Annotated in this window: 13 protein-coding genes; 4 read left to right on the forward strand and 9 right to left on the reverse strand. The window is 71.2% G+C overall.

Going from position 1 to position 14547, the window contains the following annotated elements; translation table 11 throughout:
- Positions 1-40: 40 nt before the first annotated feature.
- The 3 genes from pcaF to ACEN9Q_RS12895 are packed head-to-tail and all read right to left on the reverse strand — an operon-like array spanning position 41 to position 2572.
- Positions 41-1243 carry a 3-oxoadipyl-CoA thiolase gene (gene pcaF, locus ACEN9Q_RS12885; protein WP_495628712.1) on the reverse strand — a complete coding sequence of 401 codons (1203 nt, stop codon included), beginning with the start codon at positions 1241-1243 and terminating at the stop codon, positions 41-43.
- Positions 1244-1256: 13 nt separating this feature from the next.
- The gene (locus tag ACEN9Q_RS12890; RefSeq protein ID WP_056439921.1) at positions 1257-1910 is read right to left on the reverse strand and encodes a CoA transferase subunit B; all 654 of its coding nucleotides are present in this window, start codon (positions 1908-1910) and stop codon (positions 1257-1259) included.
- The gene (locus ACEN9Q_RS12895) at positions 1907-2572 is read right to left on the reverse strand and encodes a 3-oxoacid CoA-transferase subunit A (protein ID WP_495628713.1); all 666 of its coding nucleotides are present in this window, start codon (positions 2570-2572) and stop codon (positions 1907-1909) included. The genes ACEN9Q_RS12890 and ACEN9Q_RS12895 overlap by 4 nt, the downstream gene beginning before the upstream one ends.
- A 131-nt stretch (positions 2573-2703) precedes the next feature.
- On the opposite strand from ACEN9Q_RS12895, the gene ACEN9Q_RS12900 reads away from it, so the two are divergent.
- Positions 2704-3519, forward strand: coding sequence for an IclR family transcriptional regulator domain-containing protein (locus tag ACEN9Q_RS12900; protein ID WP_495628714.1), 816 nt, complete (start codon positions 2704-2706; stop codon positions 3517-3519).
- A 107-nt stretch (positions 3520-3626) separates the two neighbouring features.
- Positions 3627-4088 (forward strand): SixA phosphatase family protein, encoded by a 462-nt coding sequence (locus ACEN9Q_RS12905; protein ID WP_495628715.1) that lies wholly within the window; start codon positions 3627-3629, stop codon positions 4086-4088.
- An 11-nt stretch (positions 4089-4099) separates the two neighbouring features.
- On the opposite strand, the gene ACEN9Q_RS12910 is transcribed toward ACEN9Q_RS12905, so the two are convergent.
- From ACEN9Q_RS12910 to ACEN9Q_RS12930, 5 genes are all read right to left on the reverse strand, one after another.
- Entirely contained in the window at positions 4100-4279 is a 180-nt protein-coding gene (locus ACEN9Q_RS12910; RefSeq protein ID WP_495628716.1) for a hypothetical protein, read from the reverse strand.
- Positions 4280-4379: 100 nt separating this feature from the next.
- Positions 4380-5120: a sulfite exporter TauE/SafE family protein gene (locus ACEN9Q_RS12915; RefSeq protein WP_495628942.1), complete on the reverse strand. Its 741-nt coding sequence runs from the start codon at positions 5118-5120 to the stop codon at positions 4380-4382.
- A 138-nt stretch (positions 5121-5258) separates the two neighbouring features.
- Positions 5259-7739 (reverse strand): DUF6600 domain-containing protein, encoded by a 2481-nt coding sequence (locus ACEN9Q_RS12920; RefSeq protein ID WP_495628717.1) that lies wholly within the window; start codon positions 7737-7739, stop codon positions 5259-5261.
- Between the two features lie 87 nt (positions 7740-7826).
- Positions 7827-8717: a CPBP family intramembrane glutamic endopeptidase gene (locus ACEN9Q_RS12925; protein ID WP_495628718.1), complete on the reverse strand. Its 891-nt coding sequence runs from the start codon at positions 8715-8717 to the stop codon at positions 7827-7829.
- Positions 8718-8720: 3 nt separating this feature from the next.
- On the reverse strand, positions 8721-10034 hold the full coding sequence (locus ACEN9Q_RS12930; protein ID WP_495628943.1) for a DUF3422 family protein: 1314 nt from the start codon (positions 10032-10034) through the stop codon (positions 8721-8723).
- Positions 10035-10295: 261 nt separating this feature from the next.
- Here ACEN9Q_RS12930 and ACEN9Q_RS12935 point away from each other — a divergent pair, with 261 nt between their 5' ends.
- Positions 10296-10985 carry a FadR/GntR family transcriptional regulator gene (locus ACEN9Q_RS12935; protein ID WP_229412646.1) on the forward strand — a complete coding sequence of 230 codons (690 nt, stop codon included), beginning with the start codon at positions 10296-10298 and terminating at the stop codon, positions 10983-10985.
- 11 nt (positions 10986-10996) lie between these two features.
- Positions 10997-11461, forward strand: a complete 465-nt coding sequence (locus ACEN9Q_RS12940; RefSeq protein ID WP_495628719.1) for a YaiI/YqxD family protein — start codon at positions 10997-10999, stop codon at positions 11459-11461.
- On the opposite strand, the gene ACEN9Q_RS12945 is transcribed toward ACEN9Q_RS12940, so the two are convergent.
- Positions 11437-14436, reverse strand: a complete 3000-nt coding sequence (locus ACEN9Q_RS12945) for a sensor histidine kinase (protein WP_495628720.1) — start codon at positions 14434-14436, stop codon at positions 11437-11439. The two genes, ACEN9Q_RS12940 and ACEN9Q_RS12945, sit on opposite strands and share 25 nt — an antisense overlap.
- Positions 14437-14547: the final 111 nt, after the last annotated feature.

The raw sequence follows: 14547 nt of genomic DNA on the forward strand, positions 1-14547 counted from the left end.
ACGGAGTGCCCACCGGACGGCATGCGTAACGTAAACGTATTTAAACGCGCTCGATCACCACCGCGATCCCCTGCCCCACGCCGATGCACATGGTGCACAGCGCGAACCGACCGCCGGTCCGCTGCAGCTGGTAAGTGGCCGCCGTGACGAGCCGCGCCCCGCTCATCCCGAGCGGATGGCCGAGCGCGATCGCGCCGCCGTTCGGATTCACGCGCGGATCGTCGTCCGCGATGCCCAGCAGCCGCAGGACGGCCAGCCCCTGCGCGGCGAACGCCTCGTTCAGCTCGATCACGTCGAACTGGTCCAGCGTCATGCCGGTCTGGCGCAACAGCTTCTGCACGGCGGGCGCCGGGCCGATGCCCATCACGCGCGGCGCCACGCCGGCCGTCGCCATGCCGACGATGCGGGCGCGCGGCCTCAAGCCGTATTGCGCGGCGGCTTCCGCATTCGCCAGCAGCAGCGCGCAGGCGCCGTCGTTCACGCCGGACGCATTGCCGGCCGTGACCGTGCCGCCGGGCCGCACGACAGGTTTCAGCTTCGCCAGCGTTTCCAGGCTCGTCGCGCGCGGATGCTCGTCCTGCGCAAAACGAATGGGATCGCCTTTCTTTTGCGGGACCAGCACCGGCACGATCTCGGCGTCGTACGTACCGTCCTGCTGCGCGCGCGCCGCCTTCACCTGGCTCGCGAGCGCGAACGCATCCTGGTCGGCGCGCGAGATCCCGTGGTCGTCCGCCACGTTCTCCGCCGTTTCCGGCATCGCATCCGTGCCGTACAGCGCGTGCATCAGCGGATTCGGGAAGCGCCAGCCGATCGTCGTGTCGTAGAGGTTGGCGCTGCGGGAGAATGCGGATTCCGCCTTGCCCATCACGAACGGCGCGCGCGTCATCGATTCCACGCCGCCCGCGATCAGCAGGCGCGCCTCGCCGCTCTTGATGGCGCGCGCGGCAATGCCGACGGCGTCCAGGCCCGAACCGCACAGGCGGTTGACGGTGGAGCCCGGCACGTCCTGCGGCAAGCCGGCCAGGAGCAGGGCCATGCGCGCCACGTTGCGGTTGTCCTCGCCGGCCTGGTTGGCGCAGCCGTAGATCACGTCGTCGACGGCGGACCAGTCGACGTCCGGATTACGCCGCATCAGTTCGCGGATGGGGATGGCGCCCAGGTCGTCCGCCCGCACGTCCTTCAGCGCGCCGCCGTAGCGGCCGATGGGGGTGCGGATGGCGTCGACGATGAATGCGTCGGTCATGTTCATTCTCCTTTTATTCGTTGGGCGCCAGCAGCGGCGCGGCCGTGACGGCCTGCAGGTCGGCCAGGGTGAGCCCGGGAACCATCTCGCGCACGCGCAGGCCGGCGGGCGTGACGTCCAGCACGGCCAGGTCGGTATAGATGCGGCTGACGCACTCGACACCCGTCAGCGGATACGTGCAGCGCTCGACGATCTTGCTCTCGCCCGTCTTGGTCTGGTGTTCCATCATCACGAACACCTGCTTGGCGCCGATCGCGAGGTCCATCGCGCCGCCGACGGCGGGAATCGCGTCCGGCGCGCCCGTGTGCCAGTTGGCGAGGTCGCCCGTGTGCGACACCTGGAAGGCGCCCAGCACGCAGATGTCCAGGTGGCCGCCGCGCATCATCGCGAACGAGTCCGCGTGGTGGAAATAGGCGCCGCCCGGCAGCAGGGTGACGGGCTGCTTGCCGGCGTTGATCAGGTCCTCGTCTTCCTCGCCGGGCGCCGGCGCGGGGCCCATGCCGAGCAGGCCGTTCTCGCTGTGCAGGAACACTTCGCGCTCGGGCGGCAGGTAGTTGGCGACCTTCGTGGGCAGGCCGATGCCCAGGTTGACGTAGGCGCCCTCGGGGATGTCCCGGGCGACGCGCGCGGCCATCTGGTCGCGGGTAAAACGGCTGGTAATGGTCATACTGCCTCCTTGACGACGCGCTGGACGAAGATACCGGGGGTGACGATCGCTTCCGGATCGAGGTCGCCGAGCGGCACGATGTCAAGCACCTGCGCGATGGTCGTCTTCGCGGCCATCGCCATGATCGGGCCGAAGTTGCGCGCCGTCTTGCGGTACACGAGATTGCCCCAGCGGTCGCCGCGCAGCGCCTTGATCAGCGCGAAGTCGGCGTGGATCGGGGTCTCGAACACGTAATTCTTGCCGTCGATGACGCGCGTCTCCTTGCCCTCCGCCAGCAGGGTGCCGTAGCCGGTGGGCGTGAAGAAGCCGCCGATGCCGGCGCCGGCCGCGCGGATGCGTTCCGCGAGATTGCCCTGCGGCGTCAGTTCCAGCTCGATCGCGCCGGCGCGGTACAGCGCGTCGAAATGCCACGAATCGGACTGGCGCGGGAACGAGCACACGATCTTCCGCACGCGCTTTTCCTTGATGAGCGCGGCCAGGCCCGTGTCGCCGTTGCCGGCATTGTTGTTCACGATGGTGAGTTCGCGCGCGCCGTGGGCGATCAGCGCGTCGATCAGGCTGGAGGGCATGCCGGCGTTGCCGAAGCCGCCGATCATGACGGTGGCGCCGTCGTGGATGTCGGCCACGGCGCGCTCCAGCGATGCACAAGTTTTATCGATCATGGGATGTCACCTTGGTTGTGTTGTGCGATAATCGCACAATGATTCGTTTACCGCACAAAAAGTGTACGCCTGCGTGCCGCCGCCGGTCAAGCGCTTCCTGAGGGCCGATCTCGATCGATTACAATTTCAACATGTCATCAACCACCGCCACCCCAGCCGCGCCGCGCACCATCGCGGAAGACATCGACGCCCTCGCCGATCCCGACTTCATGACCTCGCTCGCGCGCGGCCTGGCCGTGCTGCGCGCGTTCGCCGACACGCGCAAGCCGCAGACCATCGCCCAGATCAGCCAGCAGACGGGCATCCCGCGCGCGGCCGTGCGCCGCTGCCTGCACACGCTCAGGCAGCTCGGCTACGTCGATGCGGAACTGAACAACTTCAGCCTGCGGCCGAAGGTCCTGACCCTGGGGTATTCGTACCTGTCCTCGACGCCGCTGACGGCCGCCGCGCAGCCGTGCCTGAACGGCGTCAGCAAGGCGCTGGGCGAATCGAGCTCGCTGGCCGTGCTGGAGGAAGACCAGGTGCTGTACGTGGCGCGCGCGGCGGCGTCGCGCGTGATGTCGGTGTCGCTGTCCGCCGGCAGCCGCCTGCCCGCGTATTGCAGCTCGCTGGGCCGCGTGCTGCTGGCGCAGCTGCCGCAGGACGAGCTGGATGCCTACCTGGCCCGCACGACCCTCGCGCCCATGACGGCGCGCACCGTGACGGACCCCGCGCGCCTGCGCGACGTGCTGGCGCAGGTACGCCGCGACGGTTACGCCGTCAACGACGAGGAACTGGAACTGGGCCTGCGCTCGATCGCCGTGCCCGTGCGCGGCGCGTCGGGCCGCGTGCTGGCCGCGCTGAACGTGGGTGCGCACGCGTCGCGCGCGACGCCGGAGCGCATGGTGGAGGAATTCCTGCCGGTGCTGCGCCAGGGCGCGCAGGAACTGGCGATGCTGCTGCCCTGACGGACGAGGAACGCGGCCGCCGACGATCGACTGCGGGACGACGGCGCCGCGGCAAACAGGCTAAGATGGGCCGCGCGCACCGGTGCGCACGGAACGAGGAGTCGGACATGGATCTGATCTTGTGGCGCCACGCCGAGGCGGAAGACATCGAACCGGACCTGGCACGCAACCTGACCGGCAGGGGCCGGGAGCAAGCCCGAAGCATGGCGCACTGGCTGCACGGCTACCTCCCCGCCCGGGCGCGCATTCTATGCAGCCCGGCCAATCGCGCGCGCCAGACGGCGGATGCCCTCGCCCTCCCTTACGACATCCGCGACGAGATCGCACCCGGCCGCGCCGCGGACGACCTGCTGAAAGCCACGGGCTGGCCCGCGGGCGACGGCGTCGTCATCCTCGTCGGTCACAACCCGGCCATCAGCGAGCTGGCCGGCAGGCTGCTGGCGGGCCGACCGTTCGCGATGAGGCTGTGCAAGGCCGGCGCGCTGTGGCTGAGCAGCGGCACGCACGACGGCGAGCCGGGCGTCGTCCTGAAGGCCGCGATGGTGCCGTCGATGCTGAAGCAGCGCTGACCGGCAGGGAATCACTCCTCCGGTGCGTCGTCCTTGTTGTCGCGGCCCAGCAACTCGCTGGACCACTCCTGCCAGCTGCAGTTGGGGCAACGCCGCCACAGCAGTACCACGAAAAACGTCGCGCAGCCGGCCGCGAGCACGACGGCGTGCAGCGAGAGATCCGGTTCGAGGCCGTATAGAAAATCCAGCATGGCGCACCTACCTTCCCGGCGGCATCATTCATGGCGATACCGCATGATTCCACTGTAGACCAAGCCGGGGGCGGTGTCCAGCGCGCGCCGCGCGCGTGCGTCAGATCGGCTTCAGGAACAGCCCGGCGGTCAGCGCGACGCCGATGCACACGATCGCCACGCGCAGCGCCCGCTCGTTCACGCGATGCAGCGCCCACGCGCCCGCGAGCCCGCCGATGACGGCCCCCGCCGCCAGCACGCCGCACTGCAGCCAGTGCAGCTGGGGCGACGCGAGGAACAGCACGACGGCGGACGCGTTCATCACGCCGGCCAGCACGTTCTTGGTGGCCCCCGCATTGCGCGCGGCGAGGCCCGCCATCGTCAGCGCGGCCAGCATCAGGATGCCGATGCCGCCGCCGAAATAGCCGCCGTACACGGCGATCAGGAATTGCGCGACGCCCGTCGCGGCAGGCCCCAGGTGCACGGCGCCGGCGGCGCCGGGCTTGCGGAAGAAGCTCCCCCACGTGAACACGGCCGTCGCGAACAGCACGAGCCAGGGCACGAGCCGCGCAAAGACGGCCGGCGACGTATGCAATAACAACAGCCCGCCCACCGCGCCGCCGGCGATGCTCAGCACGAACAGCGCCCAGAAAGGCAGGCCGCCCGCGCCGCTGACCAGCCGGCGTCCGGCGAATCCCGACGTGATCTGCGCGGGGAACAGCGCGACGGTGGACGTGATGTTCGCGGCCAGCGGCGTCATGCCGGACACGATCAGCGCCGGCAGCGTGACGAACGACCCGCCGCCGGCCAGCGCGTTCTGCACGCCGGCCCACAGCCCCGCCAGGAAGAGGAGCAGCAGCATCATGATGCCGCTCCGTGTCGATGATCGATGGCGGTGGCTGGGCGGTGTGGTGTCGGCATGGCGCGGCCGGCGCGCACGGGCCGGCGATGAACTCGGGGAAGCTCATCTTACACCGCCGGCGCGCACGGGTCCGCGCGATCAGTGACCGCCCTGCTCCTCGTGCTTGTGCCCGTGGTCGCCGCCTTTGCCGCCGCCGTGCGCCGGCGCCGGTGGTGCCGGATGCGGCGGCGCGTGCGCGGCCGGCTGCGGCGCAGCCTGCGGATGCGGTGCGGGCGGATGCGGCCGTGGCGCCGGAGGCTGTGGATGCGGAGCTGGCGGATGCAGGGTCGGCTGCGGCGCGGCATGCGGTGCGGGCTGCGGATGCGGCTGCGACGCTGACGGATGCGGCTGCGGATGCGGCGCCGGCGGATGCGGCTGCGGGGCCGGCTGCGGTACGGCATGCTGCGCAGGCTGCGGATGCGGCACGGATGGATGCGGCTGCGGAGCCGACGGCTGCGGATGCGGTGCGGGCGCGTGCGGTGGCGCCGCCTGCACGTGGACAGCCCGCTGCGCGGCCTCGGCATGTGCCGGCGGCTGCGGCGCGGCACGGTGCGCTGCCGGCTGCGGAGCCTGGCCGTGCGCCGCCGGCATCGCGCGACGTTCGTCCGGCCGCGGCGGCGCGCCCGGGGCCTGCGCTTGCGGCGTCATGCCGTGCGCCGCGAGGCGCTGTTCCGCCGGCGCGACTGGCGCCAGCGGAACGGGGCCGCGCTGCTCATGCCGCGCCGCCGCACCCGGCACCGGTGCCGGCGGCGCGTGATGCGCACCGTTCGCCGGGCTGTGCGCAAATTCGGAGGCCGGCGGCGCATGCAGCGGACCGTTCGCCGGACCGTGCGCAAAGTCCGGCGCCTGCGGACGCGCGCCCGGATGCGGCGCAAGCGGCGCGCCGGGACGCCCCGGCACCACGTCCGGCGGCACGCCCGCCAGCGCCGCCACCGGATGATCCGGCCGCGGTTCGCGCGCGCCCGGCAGTGCGGCCATCGGCTGGACGGCCGCGGGGACCGGACCGCGGGCGCCCTGGACGAACCGGCGGCCGGCGGCGTCGGCGCCGTGTGCGGGTTGCGGCACGCGCGGCTGGCCGAGCGCGGGCCGCAGCACGCGCAGCGGCGGCACCGGGCCGTGGGCGGCCAGTTGCACCCCCGGCCGCGCCGGCGCGGGCACGCCGTGCGCGCCATGCACGCCGTGCGCACCCGCCGGCGCGAACACGGCGTGCGGCAGCGCGCGCGTCACGGCGACGCGCTGCATGACCGGCGCCGGCGGCAGCCGGCCGGCCGGCGCCGTGCCGACGCGGCTCTGCGGCAGCGGCCGCGCCCGGGGTGCGGCCAGCACGGGCGCCGCGCGCGCCACGCCGGGCGGCAGCAGGAGCGCGGCGCGGCGCGTCGACGTGGCTTGCGCGAACTGCTGCGCGGGCATCGCCACCATCGCGCCCGGCACGTTGCGGTTCACGTAGCGGATATTGGTGACGTTGTTGATGTTGTTGACGATCTGCGTCCGGCGGATCACCGTATTGCTCACGTTGACGTTCGTGATGTAGGTCGGGCTCGCGTGGTAAGGCGGCCGGTACGCCTCGTGCGGCGCGAGCGGGAACCAGCCGACGCCCGGGCCGGACCGCCCGCCCAGCGTCAGCACGGCGCCGACGAACGCCACCAGCGCGGGCGCATAGACCGGGCGCGCCTGCGCCGGCGCGGGCACCCATGCCCAGGTGTCCGGCGTGCGGACCCAGCGTCCGTAGTGCGACACGGCATACCCGTACGGCTGGTCGTCGATCCAGGTCCAGCCCCACGGATCGACCCACGCCCAGTGGCCGTCGTGGTACGGGGCCCAGTCGCGCGGCGCGCGGTCGGGCACCCACACGGTGCCGTAGTCGGGCACGCTGCGCCAGCTGCCGTAGTCGTCGAGGTCCTCGGCGCCGACGACGCCCTGCGGCACGTAGCGGCGTGCGACGGCGTGCTCGTAGCGCGCATCGCGTGCCAGCGCCCAGCGGTCGAAATCGTCCGGCGGAGCCGGCTGCAGCGGCACGTAGTTGTTCAGGTCCTGGCCGCCGAAGCGGTAGCCCTGTCCGGGCGCGAGGGCGAGCGACGTGCCGTCGCCATACACGTCGCCGGCGCCGCGCAGGACCGTGACATCCGTCGTGCCGCCGTCCGGCGCGACGGCAAGGCGGTAATCGCCCGGCTGGCGCGCGACGAAGGCGAGATTGGGCGTGTCCACCTCCACCGTTTCGCCGTCCGCGAGGCGGCGCACGTGCAGGTCGATGCGGCCCTGCGACACCTGCAGCTGGGTCGTGCGTTCGTCGGCCCCGAGCACGGTCAACAGCGTGCCGGCGTCCATGCGCGCGACGGCCGATCCGAACTCGGCCTCGTCGCGCGCGCCGGCATCCGTCCACAGGCGGTCGCCGGGGACGAGCGGACGGTTGAGCGGCGCCTGGGCCCAGTCGGCGGCGCCGGCGGGAGAAAAGCTGACGGGGCCGGCGAGATACGCGATGCGGCCCACGCGCGCGGGCGGGTCCTGCGCCAGCGCGGGCGCGGCGGCAAACACCAGCGCCAGGCCGACGCCGACCGGCCATGTCGATGTACGTGCGGTCATGATGGTCGATGAACGTGAAGACGATGACCGATCATAGTCCGCGCACCCCGCGCGCACGGTACGGTGTCACACCGTGTTACAGAAGTTTCATGCGGCTCGGTGTGCGAGGGCCGGATACGTGAACGCGACGAAGTGGACGGCGTTCAGCGCGAAGTGCGTGAGGATCGCGCCCTCGATGCGCCCGGACCGCAGGTACGCGGCCGCATTGCCGAGGCCCGCCAGGGTGGCGAACACCACGAGCAGCGCCCCGCCGGGCGCGTGCGCGAGCCCGAACAGCACGGTCGACACGACGACCGCGACCGCCGTGCCGTAACGCCACCGGGCCATCCCGCGCGCCAGTCCGCCGAGCAGGAAGCCGCGGAAGAACGCCTCCTCCGTCACGCAGGTGATCAGGAGGTTATTGGCGAGGAACCAGGGCGTCAGCGCCGTCCACTTGACGTCCGGCCGCACGACGCCGAGCGCCATGCCGGCGCCGAGGACGACGACGAGGGTCGCCAGCAGCACGGGCAGCGTACGGCGCAGCATCGGCAGCCATTCCGCCCGCGTGCGGATCGGCGCGCAGAACACGCCGGCCAGCACGATGCCGGCGACGGCCTTGTCGAAGTTCGCGTAAAGCGTGAACGGGATCGCGCCGGCCGAGACCTGCACGCGGTCGGCCAGCACGGGGTTGTGGAAACCGGGCAGGCGGTGCAGCGCCAGCAGCAAGGCGCACACGCCCGTCAGCACGAGGAGCAGGATGCGCAGCCACGCCCGTTCGCTGGCGCGCGCGCCGAACGCCAGCGCGAGATACGCGGCGATGGCGAGCAGGCCGCGCCAGTCCAGCACACCGGACGCGAGTCCGGCCCCGCATGCGAGCAGCAGCCCGGCGCACCAGGCCCACTCGCGGTTGCCGCGCACGGGCGGCGCCGGCACCCACAGCAGCACGATGGCCAGCGCCAGCGCGCCGAAGGTCGGCACCAGATGCAGGTCGAGCAGCATGGATCAGTGCCCGCGCTTGTGCATCTGCTTGTGCATGCGGCGCAGCGCGAGCCACACGACGCCCGCCACGACGGGCACCAGCACGCCCGTGAGCATGTCCGGATTGACCGGGACGCCCACGCTTTTCAGGCCCTTGCCCGCATACCCCAACAAGCCCACCACGTAGTACGAGATCGCCGCCACCGACAGGCCTTCGACGGCCTGCTGCAGGCGCAGCTGCTGGGCGGCGCGGCGGTCCATCGACTGCAGGATCTGGCGGTTCTGGTTTTCCTGGACGATCGAGACGCGCGTGCGCAACAGGTCGTTGACGTTGGCGATGCGGCGCGCCAGCGCTTCCTGGCGCGCGGCCGTCGCCTCGCAGGTGTTCATGGCGGGCGTGAGGCGGCGGTCCATGAATTCCTCGACGGTCGGCACGCCCTCGATGCGGGCCTCGCGCAATTCCTCGATGCGCGCCTTCACGAGCCGGTAATACGCTTTCGACGCCGAGAAGCGGTAGCCATTGTCGAGCGAGAGCTTTTCGAGGCGGGCGGCCAGCCGCGTGATCTGTTCGAGCAGCGCCTGGTCGCCGGCCACCGCTTCGCCGGCGACCATGCGCTCGGCGAGCAGCGCCAGTTCGGCCTCGATGTCGTCGAGCGCGGCGGACACGGCGCGCGCGGCCGGAAGTCCGAGCAGCGCCATCATGCGATAGGTGTCGATCTCCAGCACGCGCTGCGCCAGGCGGCCGGCCTGCTGCGCGCGCATGTCGACGTCGCGCAGCACGAAGCGCGAAAAGCCGTCGGACTGGATCACGAAGTCGGTCCACACCTCGCCGCCCTGCATGACGCGCGAGCCCACCAGGTGGCTGCCGGCGAAGCTCTCCTGCAGCACGGCCGGATCGGCGGCCCCGCGTTCGAGCAGCACGTGGGCGGCGGACATCAGGTGGCCGTGCAGGCCCAGTATCCACGCCTGCGGCAGGTGCGCTAGCGGCATGCGCGCGAACGCGTCGGCCAGCGACGGCCCGGGCGCGGCCTTTTCCGTGAACGTGTAGGTGGCGAACTCCGTGTGGCACTCCCACTTGAGGCGGAAGCGGCCGAAGTCGTGGTAGAAGTGATTGGCCGTCACGTTCGGCGCGGCCACCCCGAAATGACCGCACAGCGCGGCCAGCAGCGCATGCTGGTTCGGGCCGTGCGCGCTGCGCGAGCCGGATTCGCTGGCGCGGTACACGGCCAGGTGGGTGATGGCTTCGGGCGCTTCCAGCCGGAGGAAGGGACGCGAATGGATTTCGGCGGCGAGCGGAATGCGCTGGGCATGGCTCAGGCTCGGGTAGGCGGTCGTCATGGTTCGATTCATCGGCTGTCGGGGTGGTGCCGTGCGCGTGATCTGCATGGCAATATTTCCATTGTACATGCGTGTGCACAGTGGCGTGGCAGCGAGCCCCCGGGCGGACCGTCGCGCCGCGTCCAACTGTTGCGAAATGGCCCGCGCGATCAGCCCAAATGACCACTTTGGTCTGACCACTTGCAACATTATCCGGACCAAACTAAGATGCGACCTTGGCAATCGCCTCCACATTTTCCTGGACTGCACACAATGAGAAAAATGCCCGCGCCACCCGATGCGATTGCGACCGAACCGCGACTGTATCGCGTGGTGTCGAGCCGGATCGAAGCGCTGATCCGGGAAGAGAACATCAAGCCGGGCGAACGCCTGCCGGCCGAACGCGACCTCGCGACGAAGCTGGGCGTCTCGCGCACGTCGCTGCGCGAAGCGCTGATCGCGCTGGAGCTGGGCGGCGTCGTCGAAGTGCGCGGCGGGTCCGGCGTCTACGTCAGCGAACAGGCGGCGCCCAAGTCCGCGCGGCCGGCCGCCGGCCCCGGTCCGTTCGAAGTGCTGGCCGCGCGCCGCGTGATCGAAGTCGAAGTCGCGGCGCTGGCCGCGAAGAACGCGACGCCGGCCGCCGTGGACGCGATCCTCGTCGCCGTCGAACAGATGGAACAGAACCAGGACAACCTGGGCGAGAACGAATCGGCCGACCGCAATTTCCACCTCGCGATCGCGCGCGCGGCCGGCAACAGCGCCCTCGTCGGCGTGATCGAATACCTGTGGGCCCAGCGCGGCAGCCTGTGGCACAAGCTGACGGAGCACTTCCAGACCGAGGAACTGCGCCAGTTGACGCTCCTCGACCACCGCGCCATCCTGGCCGCCATCGCCTCGCACGACGTGGCCGGCGCGCGCCAGGCGATGCGCGCCCACCTCGATCGCGTCACGCGCACGTTCTCGCGCGGGTGACGGGCGCCGTCATGGACATCTGGGTCGACGCCGACGCCTGCCCCGCCGTCATCAAGGACATCCTGTACCGGGTGGCCGACCGCCTGCAGATCGACGTCACGCTGGTCGCCAACCAGCTGATGCGCGTGCCGGGCTCGCGCTTCATCCGCGCGCTGCAGGTCCCGGCCGGCGCGGATGCCGCCGACGCCGAAATCGTCGCGCGTGTGCAGCCCGGCGACATCGTCGTGACCGGCGACATTCCGCTGGCCGCCCTGGTGCTGGAAAAAGGCGGCTTGCCGCTCAACCCGCGCGGCGAGTGGTACACGAAGGACACCATCGCCCAGCAGCTCACGATGCGCTCGTTCATGGAAGAGCTGCGCGGCAGCGGCGTCGACACGGGCGGCCCGGCCGCGTTCAGCCAGGCGGACCGGCAACGGTTCGCGAATGCGCTGGACCGCGAACTGGCGCGTACTCAGGCCCGGCGCGAGCGGCCGTAAGCCGCCCCCTTGGCCACGCGCAGGGTGACGACCGTCCCCGCCGCGCCGCTCTCGATGCGCAGCACGCCTTTGACGACGCGGGCCCGCTCGCGCATGCCGGTCAGTCCCCAGTGGCCGTCGCGCCCTCCCCTGGCCAGCACCGCCGCCTCGATGCCCCGGCCGTCGTCGCCGACACGCAGCACGAACGCCGCCGCCGTGTAGTGCAGGTCGACGCGGACCCGCGTGCCCTGGCCGTGGTGCAGGGCATTGCGCAGCGCTTCATGCGCGATATGGAACGCCTCGTCCGCGACGATCGGCACGAGGATCGCGCCGTCCGGATTCACGACGGTGAGTTCGATCGATTGCGGGAAGCGCAGCCGGAACGACTCGAGCATGGCCGCCACGCGCGCTTCCAGGGCGGTGCTCCCGTCGCTACCGGGGCGCAGTCCGACGATCTGGTGGCGGCCCTCCGTCATCACCTCGTTCGCCTGCGCCAGCGTCAGGTCCAGCAGCGCCCTGTCCTGGTGCTGCGCGGGCAGGTTGTCCATGATCTGCTCGAACCGCCAGACCAGGGCCTGGAGGCTTTGCAGGAAGGTGTCGTGCAGCGTGCGCGCGATGCGCTGGCGCTCGCGCAACAGCAGGTGCAGGCGCGCCGTCACCTCGCGCAGGCGCCAGCGGTAGAACAGCACGGCCGCGCCGGCCGCCGCCAGCGCGCACAGCACCGGGAACCACCAGGTCTGCGTGAAATACGGACGGATCTCGACGCCGATCCGGGCCGTCCGTCCGCTCCAGCCGCCGCCCCGGAGTGCGGCCTGGAGCTCGAACGTGTACCTGCCCGGCCCGAGGTTCGCATACGACGCGTAACGCCGGTCCGACGGACCTTGCCAGTCGCGCTCGACGCCGTCGAGGCGATAGCGGAACACGGTGCGCTCCGGCACCGTGTAGCTGAGCGCCGTGAATTCCACGCCCACGTGATCCGTCCCGGGCGCGAGACGGATCGTTTCGGTTGGATCGAAGCGCCTGCCGTTGGCGGTCACGGCGCGGATGACCGGCGGCGGCGGCGCCGTCGCGAGGTGGTCGTGCGCCGGGTCGTACAGGGCGATGCCGGTGCTGGCCGCGAACCACATGCGGCCGTCCGGTGCGCCGGCCGCGGTCGCGACGATGCCGATCTGGGCGCCGTCCGGGAAGCCGTCGAGCCGGTCCAGCAATTCGTAGCGCAGGAGCGCGGCGGGCGTGTGCATCGCCGCGTGCCAGTCGATGGCCCGCACGTGCAGCACGCCCCGGTGCGTGTTGAACCAGCGGTCGCCGTCCGGCGCGATCACGAGGCCGTTGACGCCGGTGAGGACGTCCGGGTCGGCGGCACGGACATGGCGGAAGCGCCCGCCGGACAATACCTGCAACCCGCCGTCCCCGGCCGCGAGGACGTCACGCTGCACGTCGATGAACGTCGCCACGCGCACGTCCACGCCATCCCGCGCATCGTACTTGCGCGCGCCCGCCGGGCCGAGCCTGACGATCGTGTTGTTGGCATACGCCAGCCAGACGTTACCCCGCCCGTCGGCCGCGTCGCCCGCCCTGGCCACCGGCGTGCCGTAGTCCGCGGGCTTGCTCCAGGCGCCGCCGGCATAGCGCCACAGCCCATGCCGGGTCCACCCGACCCAGAACGCATCGGGTCCTTCCTGGAGCAGGCGCCGGATCGGGTCCATCGGCGCCGGCGCCGGCACCGGATAAGGGATCGTGCGCTCGCGCCCGCGCTCGCGCACGACCAGGCCCGCGGGCGTCGCCAGCACCACCGTGCCGTCGATGCCGGACCGCTGCAGCGTGGCGTCCGCGTGCCGCCGCGCCGGCTGCAGGCCCGTGCCCTCGATCGCGTAGTAGCGGGTTTCGACCCCGCCCGCGACGGCCGTGACGGCGCCGCCGGGATCGCGCGCGAGCGCTGTGCGAAACGACGGACCGCTGTAAGGAATCGTGCGCAGACGATTGTGCCGGAAGCGTTCGAGGCCGTTCATGGTCGCCATCCAGACGTTGCCGTCGCGGTCCTCCAGCAACCCGATGACTTTCTGGTCGGCGCGGCGCCCACCGGTGCAGTCCTGCGCGGTCCGCAGCGCGGCCGTGGAAAACGCGCCCGCTGCCGGCAGGCGGTCGCGCGGCAGCATGCACACGTCGTTGTCGTCCGGCGCCAGCCAGAGATTGCCGTCGCGGTCGAACAGCCTGCGGATCGTCATGGCCGGCGGCGTGTTCACCTTGTACGTCGGCTTGACGCCGCCCGGGTCGACGGCGACGGGCGTCATCCGGTCGTCCGTGCCGATCCACAGCGCCCCGGTGGGATCGTAGACGAAGTCGGCGCCCATTTCCACGCTGCGCAGCCCCGTGGGACGGAACCTGCGGCCGGCGCGGTCCAGCACGTGCACGTTCGCGCCGTCGCTGACGAACAGCCGGCCGTAGCGATCGAGCGCCAGGTTGTCGGTCCGGGTCCCCGGATAACCCCACGCCGCGCCGACGTGTTCCCACGTGCGCCCAGCCAGGTGCATCAAGCCGTCGATGGCGCCGATCCAGTACGTCCCGTCGACGTCGGCCAGCACGGTGAACGTGTTCGCGAAAGGCTGTTCCTGCACGGACGTCATGTGCAGCAGATGCCCGTTGCGCAGGATGCTGAAACCGCCGGTCAGGTAGGCGATCAACAGGTCGCCGTTGGGCGCGGCGGCAAGCGTGGAGATCGCGCTGTAGGTCAGCGACTCGCCCGGGAACGGCACGAAGCGTTCGAACCGGACGCCGTCGAAACGATACAGGCCGCGGTACGTGCCGATCCACAGCCAGCCGTCACTGGCCTGCGCAATCGACAGGATGGTCGACGGAGCGCCTTCCTTCGGGCCCCAGACGTCGTGATGATAGTCGCCGATGCGGAAATGGCCATCCAGCGCACGCGCGCCCGGGACCATGGCCGCATACGATATGAGGAGTGCGGCAGCGAGGCGCGGCGGTCGATAGATACTCAATGGTTCGTCGTTCCATACGGTGCCATGCCGATGGACGGGTTTCGACAGGCAGCGCGGATTCTAGCAGTTCGGCCCGTCCATTGGTATCGACGCGCCCCTGCCGGGTATGCC

Source organism: Massilia sp. Masssp93 (assembly GCF_059491295.1).